This is a genomic window from Streptomyces sp. NPDC126497 (assembly GCF_040302425.1).
Lineage (GTDB): Bacteria > Actinomycetota > Actinomycetes > Streptomycetales > Streptomycetaceae > Streptomyces.
In genome coordinates this window covers 1-12,024 of record NZ_JBEORT010000100.1, presented here as the reverse complement: position 1 = coordinate 12,024, position 12,024 = coordinate 1, and the positions used below count along the sequence as shown (strand labels likewise).

Sequence of the window (12,024 nt, the reverse complement as noted above, 5' to 3'; positions counted from 1 at the left end):
CGGAGGTGCTGGCGGGGCCCGACGGTTTTTCAGGCGCCCCCGGCCCCCCCCGCCGGGGCGCGGGCCCGGGGCGGGGGGCGCCCCCCCACCGGCGCCCCCCCCCCCCGGCCCGTACATAATGGGCTGGATACATCGGAGGTCTGGTCCGCAGGGAGGCGCGGTATGGCAGTGACCGACGAGGCGATCGAGAAGATCAAGGAAATGATCGTCTCGGGCGCGCTGCGGCCCGGCGCCCGGCTGCCGAAGGAGAGCGAGCTCGCGGCCGGGCTGGGGCTGTCCCGCAACTCGCTGCGCGAGGCGGTGCGCGCCCTGTCGCTGATCCGCATCCTGGACGTACGGCAGGGCGACGGCACCTACGTCACGAGTCTCGACCCGCAACTCCTGCTGGAGGCGCTGAGCTTCGTGGTCGACTTCCACCGCGACGACACGGTGCTGGAGTTCCTCGCCGTCCGCCGCATCCTGGAGCCGGCCGCGACGGCCCTCGCGGCCACCCGGATCGGTGAGGAGCAACTGGACGAGCTGGCGGAGCAGTTGGACAGGCTCGGCGACGAGCCGTCGGTGGAGGACCTGGTCGCCGCCGACCTGGAGTTCCACCGGGGCATCGTGCGCGGCTCCGGCAACTCCGTGCTGTGCTCCCTGCTCGACGGTCTCTCCGGTCCCACCACCCGGGCCCGGATCTGGCGCGGGCTCACCCAGGAGGACGCGGTCGGCCGCACCCTGCGCGAGCACCGGGCCATCCTCGCCGCCCTGCGGGACCGGGACGCGGAGGCGGCGCGGTCCTGGTCGACGGTGCACATCGCGAGTGTGGAGCAGTGGCTGCGGTCCACGCTGTGAGTGGTGTTTCCGGAGGTGCGGCGGGGCAGTGATGGGGGCACTCCCCCCTGAGGGGGCTGCGGGCGCCCCCCGGGTACGCCGTAAGGTTGGGACGTACGCGAGAGCACGTCGGAAGGAGGCGCTGGGTGATCGAGCTCGAGGGGGTTCCCGAGCTGGTCGACCCGGTCATGGTGGCCGCGTTCGAGGGCTGGAACGATGCCGGTGACGCCGCCTCCGCCGCGGTCGCGCACCTGGACAGGGAGTGGAAGGGCGAGGTGTTCGCGGCGCTGGACGCCGAGGACTACTACGACTTTCAGGTGAACCGCCCCACGGTCTTCATGGACGGCGGGGTCCGCAAGGTCACCTGGCCGACGACGCGGCTGTCGGTGGTCCGGGTCGGCGGCGACAAGCCGCGCGACCTGGTGCTGGTGCGCGGCATCGAACCGTCCATGCGGTGGCGTTCGTTCTGCAACGAGATCCTCGGCTTCGCGCACGAACTCGGCGTGGAGCTGGTGGTGGTGCTGGGCGCGCTGCTCGGTGACACCCCGCACACCCGTCCGGTCCCGGTCAGCGGAACCACGTCCGACCCGGACCTGGCCCGCCGCATGGATCTGGAGGAGACCAAGTACGAGGGCCCCACGGGCATCGTCGGCATCCTCCAGGAGGCGTGCACGCACGCGGGCGTCCCCGCGGTGTCGCTGTGGGCGGCGGTCCCGCACTACGTGTCGCAGCCGCCCAACCCGAAGGCCACGCTGGCCCTCCTGAACCGTCTGGAGGACCTGATCGACGTGCGGATCCCGCTGGGCGAACTGCCCGAGGACGCACGCGCCTGGCAGGTGGGCGTGGACCAACTGGCCGCCGAGGACAGCGAGGTCGCCGAGTACGTCCAGACGCTGGAGGAGGCCCGGGACACCGCCGAGCTGCCGGAGGCGTCGGGCGAGGCGATCGCCCGCGAGTTCGAGCGCTATCTGCGGCGCCGTGACGGGGCGTCGGGTCCGTCCGGCGGGCACGCCACGGCCGACGGCTCGGACGGTACGTCGTACCGGCGGGAGGGCCCGGGCGGGCGCGCCCGCCCGCCGAAGCCGCCGAAGCCGGGGACGGACTCCGATCCGGGCCCGGAACCGGGCCCCGGCGGCGACGAGTCGTCGGAGGACTGAGCGCAGGGGCGCCCCGTTCACCACGGGGCGCCCCTGCGTCGTCGCGTCCGGCTACAGCGCCACGCCGAGCAGCGCGTCCACCGCGCGGGAGACGACACCGGGCGCACCGGTGTCCGTGCCGCCGCTCTCCTCCTGGAGGACGGTCCAGCGGTCGACGGCGGCCAGCGCGGCCGGGGCGTCCAGGTCGTTGGCCAGCGCCTCGCGGATCTCCTCGACCAGCGCCTCGGCGGGCGGCCCGTCGGGGCGGGAGACCGCGGCACGCCAGTGGCCGAGGCGGGTCACGGCGTCCTGGAGGACCTGGTCGGTCCACTCCCAGTCGGCGCGGTAGTGGTGGGCGAGCAGCGCCAGCCGGATCGCCGCCGGGTCCACCCCGTCGCGCCGCAGCCGGGACACGAAGACCAGGTTGCCCTTGGACTTGGACATCTTCTCGCCGTGCAGGGCGACCATGCCGGCGTGGACGTACGCCTTGGCCATGGGGAACGCGCCGGTCAGCGTCTGGGCGTGCGAGGCACCCATCTCGTGGTGCGGGAAGACCAGGTCGGATCCGCCGCCCTGGACGTCGAAGCCCATGCCGAGGTGGTCGAGGGCGATGGCCACGCACTCGATGTGCCAGCCGGGGCGGCCCCGGCCGAGCGAGCCGCCGTCCCAGCTCGGCTCGCCCTCGCGGGCGGCCATCCAGAGCATCGGGTCGACGGGGTTCTTCTTGCCCGGGCGGTCCGGGTCGCCGCCGCGTTCGGCGGACAGCAGCCGCATGGCGGCGGCGTCGAGGTTCGAGACCTGGCCGAAGTGCGGGTCGGACTCCACGGAGAAGTAGATGTCGCCGTCGATCTCGTACGTCGCGCCGAGCTCGCGCAGCCGTTCGACGAGGGGGACGATGCCGGGTATCGCCTCCACGGCGCCTATGTACTGCCGCGGGGGCAGCATCCGCAGGGCCGTCATGTCCTCGCGGAACAGCGCGGTCTCGCGCTCGGCGAGCGCGGTCCAGTCGACGCCGTCCCGCTCGGCCCGCTCCAGCAGCGGGTCGTCGACGTCGGTGACGTTCTGGACGTAGTGAACCTGCCGCTTGGTGTCGAGCCACACGCGCTGCACGAGGTCGAAGGCGTTGTAGGTCGCCGCGTGTCCGATGTGGGTGGCGTCGTAGGGGGTGATGCCGCAGACGTAGATGCGGGCGACGGGACCGGGGGCGGAGGTGACCAGGCCCCCGGTCGCGGTGTCGTGGATCCTCAGGTCGCGGCCCTGACCGGGCAGGACGGGGACCTCGGAAGCGGGCCAGGCATGCATGTCATGAGCCTAACCGGACCGCGGTTCGGAAAACGAACGGGAGCGGGCCGGATGACCGGGAAGGCGCTCTTGCGCAGCACCGCCCGGTGTGCTCACGGTCCCGTCAGACCGGGGGCCAGGGGATGGCCGGCCAGTCGCCGCCCGGCTGCGGGTGGACTCCGGTGGCGAGGAGGGTCCCGACGCGTGCGCGGGTCGCGTCGATCTCCGCGGGGGTGATGAGGGGGGTCAGGGCCGCGGTGAGACGACCGGTGTCGGTGAGGGCCGCCCTGAGGCCCTCGAGGACGTCCAGCGCCTCGGCGGTCAGGGGCTCCCCCGCCCAGCCCCACAGCAGGGTGCGGAGCTTGTCCTCGGCGTTGAAGGTGACCCCGTGGTCGATGCCGTACAGCCGGCCGTCCGCGGTGGGCAGCAGGTGGCCGCCCTTGCGGTCGGCGTTGTTGATCACCGCGTCGAGGACCGCGAGCCGGCGCAGCCGCTCGTCGTCGGCGTGCACGAGCAGCGCGGTGCGGCCTTCACCGACCTCGGCGAAGCCGATCGCCCTCCAGCCCGGCTCCGGCTCCTCGCCGTCGACCAGGGCGAGGAGTTCCGCGCCGGGCTCCGTCTCGATCCACAGCTGGCACATGCCCTCGCCGTAGGGGCCGTCGCGGAGCACGGTGGGCGGGACGAGACCCCAGCCGGTCGCCTCGGAGACCGCGTGGGCCGCGACCTCGCGCCCGGCGAGCGTGCCGTCGGGGAAGTCCCACAGGGGCCGCTCCCCGGCGACCGGCTTGTAGACGCACGCGGCCTGCCGGCCCTCGTGCGTCACGGTGCAGTACAGCGCCGCGTTCGACGCCTCACGGATGCGTCCGCGCACGGTCAGCTCGCCCTCGGCGAGCAGCACCGCGGCATCCGGGTCGGCGGCCGTCACGCTCCGCGGCGGTATCCGTTCTGGCGCGGACATACGTGTCCTTCCGGGTCGAGCGGGAGGCTGCACAGCGGGCACGGCGGCCGCCCGGCGTTGACGACGTCGAGGGCGCGCTTGGCGAAGGCCCGGGCCTGCGCACCGGTGAGCCGGACGCGGAGCATCGGGGGCCCGTTCTCCTCGTCCTGCAGCAGCCGCTCCTCCGCCTCGGCGAGGTCCTCCTCGGATTCGGCGTCCAGCTCGACGAGCGCCTGCGCCTCGACGATCATGCGCTGCTCCTCGCCGTCCCAGGCGAGCGCCATGGTGCCGACGCGGAACTCCTCCTCCACGGGGGTGTCCAGCGGGGCGCTGTCGGCGATCTCGGCCGGCGCCATCGCGGGGACCGAGGCGCTGCCGCCGCTGCGGCGCACGACCTCGTCGAGGAGTTCGTCCATCCGCTCGGCGAGCGCCGCGACCTGCGTCTTCTCCAGAGCCACGCTGGTCACCCGGGAGCCGGCGGAGGCCTGGAGGAAGAACGTACGGCGTCCTGGCAGTCCGACCGTACCGGCCACGAAACGTTCCGGTGGGTCGTAGAGGAACACCTGACGGGACACGTCCTGTCTCCATTGAGAGTCGTGGTGGGCGTTGGGGAACGGGCGGCCGGCCGAAACGGGGACGCACTGCTGCGACCGCTTCACCCTACTGCGCCCGACGATCACGGTGCGCCCGCGCCGCCCCCGACCGTGGCGTCGTCGGCCGGCGGCTCCTCGCGCGGCACCAGGGACGCGAAGTCGCCGGTGTCGCCGAGGCGGACGAGAAAGGGGCGCAGCCGGGTGTAACGGATCGCGGTGATGGAACACGGTTCAACGGAAATCCGCTGGAAGAGGTCGAGATGAAGTCCGAGCGCGTCCGCGACGAGGGACTTGATGATGTCGCCGTGCGAGCACATGAGGTACACGGCGTCGGCGCCGTGGTCCCGCTCCACGCGCGCGTTCCACTCGCGCACCGCCTCGGCGGCGCGCGTCTGCATCGCGCGCATGGACTCCCCGCCGGGGAAGGCCGCCGCCGACGGGTGCGCCTGCACCACCTCCATCAGGGGCTCGTCCTTGAGCTCGGCGAGTTTGCGGCCCGACCAGTCGCCGTAGTGGCACTCGCCGATGCGGTCGTCGGTGTGCGGGGCGAGGCCGGGGCGGGCGTCCAGCAGCGGCCGGATCGTCTCCCGGCAGCGCTGGAGCGGGCTGGTGACGATCTCGGCCAGCGGCAGCCCGGCCAGCCGTCCGGGCAGTGCGGCGGCCTGGGCGGCGCCGCGGTCGTCGAGGGCGACACCGGGCGTCCACCCGGCGAGCAGTCCCTCGGTGTTGGCGGTGGAGCGTCCGTGCCGGACCAGGAGCAATGTGGGCATGCGGCCCAGGGTAGGGGCATGCCTGCGGGGTGTGTCCGCCTCAGGAGGGGAGAAAGCGTTTCGTGATCGTCGACTGTGCCATCTACCGGGAGGGGAGACGGTCGGAGGGGCCCCACGACTTCTCCGACGCGCTGGACGAGGCCCGGTCGGCGGGGGGTTTCGTCTGGATCGGGCTGCACGAGCCGACGGCGGACGAGTTCGACCTGGTCACGCAGGAGTTCGGTCTGCACCCGCTGGCGGTGGAGGACGCCCTCAAGGCCCACCAGCGGCCCAAGCTGGAGGTGTACGACGACTCGCTCTTCGTGGTCCTGAAACCGGTCGTGTACGAGCCGCGGAGCGACACCGTCTCCTCCGGCGAGGTCATGCTCTTCCTCGGGGACGCGTTCGTGGTGACCGTCCGGCACGGGGAGGGGACTCCGCTCGGGGCCGTGCGGAAGCGGCTGGAGCGGGAGCCGGAGCTGCTGGGCGAGGGGCCCACGTCGGTGCTGTACGCGATCGCCGACGCCGTCGTCGACCACTACCTGGACGTGGCGACCGAGCTGCAGACCGACCTGGAGGAGCTGGAGGCGGAGGTCTTCACCCCCGACGGCGGGGGCTCGCGGCACACCGCGTCCAGGATCTACAACTTCAAGCGGCAGATCCTGGAGTTCCGCCGGGCGACCGGGCCGCTGGCGATGCCGATGACACGGCTGGCCGGGGTGGGCACGTACGGGGCGGGGGTCCCGTTCGTGGCGGACAGCGCGCGGCCCTTCTTCCGTGACGTGCACGACCACCTCACCCGGGTGAACGAGTCCGTGGAGGGGCTGGACCGGCTGGTCTCGGACATCCTCTCGGCGCATCTGGCGCAGATGAGCGTGCGGCAGAACGACGACATGCGGAAGATCTCCGCGTGGGCGGCCATGGCCGCGATCCCCACGATGCTCGCGGGGGTCTACGGGATGAACTTCGAGCACATGCCGGAGTTGCGGTGGAAGTGGTCCTATCCGGTGGTGATCGTGGTGATGGCGGCGCTGGAGGTGCTGTTGTACCGGACGTTCAAGCGGCGGGGGTGGATGTGAGGGGGCCGTCCGCGGTCACGCGAACTCCGGTTCCGGGTGCGCCGGGCCGCCGAGCGCGTCGCGGCGGTCGGGCGTCCTGAGCGAGACCATGCGGCGCCAGCCGCCCAGGCGCTCGTACGCGTACGCCGCGCGGATGCCCGCCGCGAGGACCGCCGCCTTGGGCGCGGACCAGCCGAGGATGCGGCCCATGCGGGCCATCACCGCCAGGCTGACGTCCCGGTGGACACGGATCTCGGCGAGCGCGCACGTGCGCAGGGTGCGCTGGATGGCGCGGCCGTGCCCGGCGTGCGCGAGGCGCAGCAGCTCCTCGTGGCAGTAGGCGAGGTGGTTGTCCTCGTCGTCGGAGATCATCCTGACCGCGCGGCCGAGGTCGGGGTGGTCGGCGAAGTGCTTGCGGAGCAGGGCCATCTGCTCGGAGGCCCGCTGTTCGGTGACCCTGCTGTGGGCGAGGTAGGTGACGATGTCCCGGACGGTGAGCGGCTCGTCGCGCTTCAGCCGGGCGTGGGCCAGGCCGATGCCGTGGTTCTCCAGGAGCATGGTGTAGTCGGTCTCCGGGGGGACCGGGACGGGTTCCAGGCCGCGCTTCCTCAACAGGGCGGCGAAGATGCGGCCGTGCTTGTCCTCGTCGGCGCCGTGCCTGGTGATCCTGGGGGCGAGCGCGCGCTGGGTCTCGGGGACCAGCGCGGCGATACGGGCGTTCTCCCAGCCGCCCTGCGACTCGCCGCTCGCGGCGATGGAGCAGAACAGGGCGAAGGACTCGTCGTTGTCGACGATCTCCTGGAACAGGCTCCTGGCCGAAAGCATGGTGGGCCACCTCTCCGCGGCTTTCCGCTCTCCGCGGGGTCTCCGCTCTCCGCGGCTCCGCGAAGAACGAGTCAAGTGCGCGGAGCGGGGGGCGGCAACAGGTGGGGCGGGCGACTCCGCCGGAAGGGGTACGGGCAGGGGCCCGGGAGCACGGCCGGGCGGGGCGTCGTCGTGGGCGCGACGGCCGTGGCGGGGCGGGCGCCCGGGCCCCGCCACGGCCGTGCGGCTACGCGAGACCCGCGCGTTCCAGGGCCTCGGTGCCGGCGCGGAGGGAGGCGAGGCGCTCGTCGAGGGTGAAGCCGGCCGGGGCCAGGGTGAGGGTGGTGACCCCGGCGGCGGCGTAGGCCTTCATCCGGTCGGCGATGCGGTCGACCGAACCGAGGAGGGTGGTCCTGTCGATCAGGTCGTGCGGGACGGCCGCGGCCGCGCCCTGCTTGTCTCCGGCGAGGTACTTGTCCTGGATCTCGGCCGCCTCGCGTTCGTAGCCCATGCGCCGGGCGAGCTGGTTGTAGAAGTTCTGCTTGCGGCTGCCCATGCCGCCGACGTACAGCGCGGTGTACGGGCGGAAGGTGTCGGCGAGGGTGGTGACGTCCTTGTCGTCGCCGACGGCGAGGGGGACGGTGGGGCAGATGTCGAAGCCGTCGAGGGTCTTGCCGGCCTTCTCGCGGCCGGCCCGGAGGTGCTTGACGGCGGTGTCCTCGAGGTGGTCGGCGGAGGGGAAGATCAGCAGGGCGCCGTCGGCGATCTCACCGGTCTGTTCGAGGTTCTTCGGGCCGATGGCGGCGATGTAGAGGGGGATGTGCTCGCGCTGGGGGTGCACGGTGAGCTTGATGGGCTTGCCGGGGCCGCCGGGGAGCGGGAGGGTCCAGTGCTCGCCCTCGTAGGAGAGGCGTTCGCGGGTCATGGCCTTGCGGACGATCTCGACGTACTCGCGGGTGCGGGCGAGGGGCTTGTCGAACGCGACGCCGTACCAGCCCTCGGAGACCTGGGGGCCGGAGACGCCGAGGCCGAGGCGGAAGCGGCCCCGGGAGAGGGAGTCCAGGGTGGCCGCCGTCATCGCCGTCATCGCGGGCTGGCGGGCGGGGATCTGGAAGATGGCCGAGCCGACGTCGATGCGGTGGGTCTGGGCGGCGACCCAGGTGAGGACGGTGGCGGCGTCGGAGCCGTAGGCCTCCGCGGCCCAGCAGACGGCGTAGCCGAGGCGGTCCGCCTCCTGGGCCACGGCGAGGTTGTCCGCGTCCATTCCGGCACCCCAGTAGCCGAGGTTGATCCCTAGCTGCATGGCGGCTTTCCCCTTACCGATGAGTAACGTCGTTTGTGCGGAGACCTTATACCTCCGGCGGTCCCGCGGGACGCCCGCGGCGCGACCGCCGGTCCGGCGGGGGCCGGGGCGGCCGCTCCCTCGGGGGACCCGTTGTCCACAGGCTCCCCACGCCCGAGGCTCCGGCCAGTAATCTCGGCGTTCATGGAGCAGAGGCATCTCGGCCGTACCGGCCTGCGCGTGTCCCGGATCGGACTCGGGACTCTGACCTGGGGTCGGGACACCGACGAGCACGACGCCGCGGACCTCCTGAAGACCTTCTGGGAAGCCGGCGGCACCCTCGTCGACACCGCCGACGTGTACGGCGACGGAGAGGCCGAGTACCTGCTCGGCAAGCTGATGGACGGGCTCGTGCCGCGCCGGGACCTCGTCATCTCCACGAAGGCCGGGAGCGTTCCCGACCCGGACCGCCGGTCCGACGGATCGCGCGGACACCTGCTCTCCGCCCTGGACGCCTCCCTCGCCCGCCTCGGCACCGACTACGTCGACGTGTGGCACGTCCACGCCTACGACCCCGCCACCCCGCTGGACGAGACGCTCGCCGCCCTCGACATCGCCGTCGGCAGCGGGCGCGTGCGCTACGCCGGTGTCTCCAACTTCTGCGGCTGGCAGCTGGCCAAGGCGGCGACCTGGCAGCTCGCCGCGCCGGGGGCGCGGACCCGGCTGGCGAGCACCCAGATGGAGTACTCGCTGCTCCAGCGGGGCGTGGAGCGCGAGGTCCTTCCCGCCGCCCTCGACCTGGGGATCGGCCTGCTGCCGTCCTCACCGCTCGGCCGGGGCGTGCTCACCGGCAAGTACCGCAACGACGCCGCGCCGGTGGACTCCCGGGGCGCCTCGGAGCACCTCGCCCCGTTCGTCGCGCCGTATCTCGACGACGCGGCGAGCCGGATCGTGGACGCCGTGACCACGGCGGCGGACGGGCTCGCCGTGACCGCGTTGCAGGTGGCGCTCGCCTGGGTCCGTGACCGGCCCGGTGTGGCCGCCCCCATCGTCGGCGCGCGCACCGCGCGGCAGCTCACGGCGGCGTTGTCGGTGGAGGCCCTTAGTCTTCCTGACGAGATCTGCCGGGCGCTCGACGACGTGTCGGCGCCGGTGCACCGCTATCCCGATCACGACTGGAGCACGCTGTGAGCACGGAGCCGTCCGAGACCGCGGAGGACGCCGAGGAGCCGGGGACGCCTGCCGAGGGCGCGCAGGCCTCCGAGGCCGCGCAGGTCTCCGAGGCCGAGGCCGAGCTGGCCGCGCAGCGCGTGGAGCGGGAGCGGATCGAGCGGCGGAAGGCGGAGCGGCGGGGCCCGATCGAGGCGGGCGGCAAGCTGAGCGGCACGGCCGCCGACCTGCTGGCCGCCGTACGGGCCGTGGAGAGCGGTGAGAAGCCGCCCGCCGCGGTGGTCGCGGAGACCGGGCCCGCGCCGCGGCGGGCGGCCGCTCCCGAGCCCGTGCGACGGGCGCCTGCGGCGGCCCCGGGCCCGGTGGTCCCGGCCGCCGGTGCCGTCGAGGCCGTGCGGGAGGTACTGGTCCAGGGGGGCGCGCCGGAGGGGCTCGCCGTGCGGGCCGCCGACGTGTTCGGGGAGGGGGGCGCCGATCTGCTGCGCGCCGATCCCTGGCAGTTGCTGCGGGTCGCCGGGGTGCGGCCCGAGCAGGCGGACGGGTTCGCCCGGACACTGCTCGGCGCCGGGACCGGACCGGACGACGAGCGGCGGGGCCGGGCGGTCGCCGTGTGGCTGCTGGAGCAGGCCGCGCTCGCCGGGCACACCGCGCTGGACATGGCCGCGCTGGTCGCCGCGCTGGGACGGCAGGGCGTGCCGGAGCCCGAGGAGGTGGTGGAGAACGCCGCCTCGGAGGGGGACGTGCTCCTGTTCCAGGACGCCGTCGGCGACGCCGGTGCCGTGGAGGAGGACCAGGAGCGGCCGGTTCGGGTGCTGGTGGGACTGGAGCGGTACGCGCTGGCCGAGGAGAGCCTGGCCGACGGGCTGGCCCGGCTGGCCGACTCCGTGACCGGGCGGGACGGCACGGACGAGGGGTGGGAGCGCGCGGCCGCCTCGGCGGAGGGCTCCGCGGGCGAGCTGATCCGGGCGGTCGCCGGGCACGGACTGGTGCTGCACACCGGCGGGGAGGCCTCGCTGGCCGAGCCGGCGGCCCTGGTGGACGCCGCTCGGGGGCTGGGACTGCGGGTCTGGGCCGCCGCCCACGGCCCGGTGGGCCGGGACCGGTTCGCGGGCCTCGTCGGAGGGGCCGGTGTCGCCACCGTCGCGGGGCTGCTGTCCGGCGCCGAGGGACCGGGGCGGGACGCCGACGGGGCGCTGGAGGTGGATCTGCTGGTGGTGCTCGACGCCCCGCAGCTGGATGTCGAGACCGCCGCGCTGGTGACGGAGTCGCTGCCGGACGGGGCACGGCTGGTGCTGACCGGTGATCCGGGGGTGTTGTGGTCGGCGGGGCCCGGGCGGGTGTTCGCGGATCTGCTGGCGGCGCGGGTCTGCCCGCAGATCGCCTCGCGGCGACCGGATCCCGGGCCGCTGGGCGAGCTGGTCTCGGGCATCGGGGTCGGCGAGCTGAACCAGGTGGCGGCGCCCGGCAAGGAGGTCGTGATCGTGCCGGTGCGGGACGCGGGAGAGGCCGTGCACCGGACCGTGCAGCTGGTGGTGGACTCGGTGCCGCGCGCCATCGGGGTACCGGCCGAGGAGACCCAGGTGATCACCCCCGGGCACGGGGGCGCGGCCGGTACGCGGGTGCTGAACGCGGCGCTGAAGGAGCGGCTGAATCCGGGGCCGGGCCGCTTCGGCGGGTTCGACCCCGGCGACCGGGTCGTCCACTCCCCCGCTCCGGGACGTACGCTGCCGGGCCGCGTGGTGAAGGCCGACGCCGAGGGGCTGCACCTGGAGTGCGGGGGCGAGCGGGTCGTCGTGCCGAGGGAGCGGGTGGAGTCGTCCGTGCGGCACGGGTGGGCGCTGACCGCGCACCAGGCGGTGGGCTGCCGGTGGCCCGCGGTGGTCGTGGTGCTGCCCGGCGACGCCGCGCAGGCGCTGAGCCGGCCCTGGGTGTACACGGCGTTCAGCCGGGCCGACCGGCACCTGTCCGTGGTGCACGGCGTGGAGCAGGCGCTGCCGCGTGCCGTGGCCGAGGTGGCGGCGAAGCCCCGGACCACCCGGCTGCCGGTGCTGCTGGCCCCGCAGGTCCCGCAGGTCCCGGTGGCGGAGGGCTGAACCGGCCCCGTGGGCGGGGGGGGGGCCCCCGGGGGCGCCGCCCCCCCCGGGCCCCCGGCGCCCCCCGCCCGCACCGCCCGCCCCCCCAACACCGGCCGGCCAAGCCCA

General features: G+C 74.1%; 11 protein-coding genes. 5 read left to right on the top strand and 6 right to left on the bottom strand.

Translation table 11 applies throughout. The features are described from left to right. Window positions 1–162: 162 nt before the first annotated feature. Window positions 163–834 (top strand): FadR/GntR family transcriptional regulator, encoded by a 672-nt coding sequence (locus tag ABTY20_RS29245; protein WP_352000096.1) that lies wholly within the window; start codon window positions 163–165, stop codon window positions 832–834. A gap of 125 nt (window positions 835–959) precedes the next feature. Beyond that, a complete protein-coding gene (locus ABTY20_RS29240; RefSeq protein WP_352000094.1) occupies window positions 960–1,970 on the top strand; it encodes a PAC2 family protein in 1,011 nt (336 codons plus the stop codon). 51 nt (window positions 1,971–2,021) lie between these two features. Here ABTY20_RS29240 and mshC read toward each other — a convergent pair whose 3' ends face one another. From mshC to ABTY20_RS29220, 4 genes are all read right to left on the bottom strand, one after another. Then, on the bottom strand, window positions 2,022–3,251 hold the full coding sequence (gene mshC, locus ABTY20_RS29235) for a cysteine--1-D-myo-inosityl 2-amino-2-deoxy-alpha-D-glucopyranoside ligase (RefSeq protein WP_352000092.1): 1,230 nt from the start codon (window positions 3,249–3,251) through the stop codon (window positions 2,022–2,024). Between the two features lie 103 nt (window positions 3,252–3,354). Next, entirely contained in the window at window positions 3,355–4,188 is an 834-nt protein-coding gene (locus ABTY20_RS29230; protein ID WP_352000090.1) for an SCO1664 family protein, read from the bottom strand. Beyond that, window positions 4,152–4,742 (bottom strand): DUF3090 domain-containing protein, encoded by a 591-nt coding sequence (locus tag ABTY20_RS29225; RefSeq protein WP_352000089.1) that lies wholly within the window; start codon window positions 4,740–4,742, stop codon window positions 4,152–4,154. The genes ABTY20_RS29230 and ABTY20_RS29225 overlap by 37 nt, the downstream gene beginning before the upstream one ends. A gap of 101 nt (window positions 4,743–4,843) precedes the next feature. Continuing rightward, window positions 4,844–5,530, bottom strand: coding sequence for a histidine phosphatase family protein (locus ABTY20_RS29220; RefSeq protein ID WP_352000087.1), 687 nt, complete (start codon window positions 5,528–5,530; stop codon window positions 4,844–4,846). Window positions 5,531–5,592: 62 nt separating this feature from the next. On the opposite strand from ABTY20_RS29220, the gene corA reads away from it, so the two are divergent. Further along, complete coding sequence (corA, locus tag ABTY20_RS29215) at window positions 5,593–6,588, top strand: magnesium/cobalt transporter CorA (RefSeq protein WP_352000085.1); 996 nt, start codon at window positions 5,593–5,595, stop codon at window positions 6,586–6,588. 15 nt (window positions 6,589–6,603) lie between these two features. On the opposite strand, the gene ABTY20_RS29210 is transcribed toward corA, so the two are convergent. Together ABTY20_RS29210 and ABTY20_RS29205 are read right to left on the bottom strand one after the other, a co-directional pair. Then, window positions 6,604–7,392 (bottom strand): ferritin-like domain-containing protein, encoded by a 789-nt coding sequence (locus tag ABTY20_RS29210; RefSeq protein ID WP_352000084.1) that lies wholly within the window; start codon window positions 7,390–7,392, stop codon window positions 6,604–6,606. A gap of 226 nt (window positions 7,393–7,618) precedes the next feature. Next, window positions 7,619–8,674, bottom strand: a complete 1,056-nt coding sequence (locus ABTY20_RS29205; protein WP_352000083.1) for an LLM class F420-dependent oxidoreductase — start codon at window positions 8,672–8,674, stop codon at window positions 7,619–7,621. 183 nt (window positions 8,675–8,857) lie between these two features. Between ABTY20_RS29205 and ABTY20_RS29200 the strand changes: the two genes are divergently transcribed. Together ABTY20_RS29200 and ABTY20_RS29195 are read left to right on the top strand one after the other, a co-directional pair. After that, entirely contained in the window at window positions 8,858–9,844 is a 987-nt protein-coding gene (locus ABTY20_RS29200) for an aldo/keto reductase (protein WP_352000082.1), read from the top strand. Continuing rightward, window positions 9,841–11,916: a helix-hairpin-helix domain-containing protein gene (locus ABTY20_RS29195; protein WP_352000081.1), complete on the top strand. Its 2,076-nt coding sequence runs from the start codon at window positions 9,841–9,843 to the stop codon at window positions 11,914–11,916. The genes ABTY20_RS29200 and ABTY20_RS29195 overlap by 4 nt, the downstream gene beginning before the upstream one ends. Window positions 11,917–12,024 lie beyond the last annotated feature (108 nt).

What these genes read in the sequence shown, in the direction of transcription:
- ABTY20_RS29245 (WP_352000096.1), top strand. Translation starts at nt 163, where the DNA reads ATGGCAGTGACCGACGAGGCGATCGAGAAGATCAAGGAAATGATCGTC.
- mshC (WP_352000092.1), bottom strand. Translation starts at nt 3,251, where the DNA reads ATGCATGCCTGGCCCGCTTCCGAGGTCCCCGTCCTGCCCGGTCAGGGC.
- ABTY20_RS29230 (WP_352000090.1), bottom strand. Translation starts at nt 4,188, where the DNA reads ATGTCCGCGCCAGAACGGATACCGCCGCGGAGCGTGACGGCCGCCGAC.
- ABTY20_RS29220 (WP_352000087.1), bottom strand. Translation starts at nt 5,530, where the DNA reads ATGCCCACATTGCTCCTGGTCCGGCACGGACGCTCCACCGCCAACACC.
- ABTY20_RS29210 (WP_352000084.1), bottom strand. Translation starts at nt 7,392, where the DNA reads ATGCTTTCGGCCAGGAGCCTGTTCCAGGAGATCGTCGACAACGACGAG.
- ABTY20_RS29205 (WP_352000083.1), bottom strand. Translation starts at nt 8,674, where the DNA reads ATGCAGCTAGGGATCAACCTCGGCTACTGGGGTGCCGGAATGGACGCG.
- ABTY20_RS29200 (WP_352000082.1), top strand. Translation starts at nt 8,858, where the DNA reads ATGGAGCAGAGGCATCTCGGCCGTACCGGCCTGCGCGTGTCCCGGATC.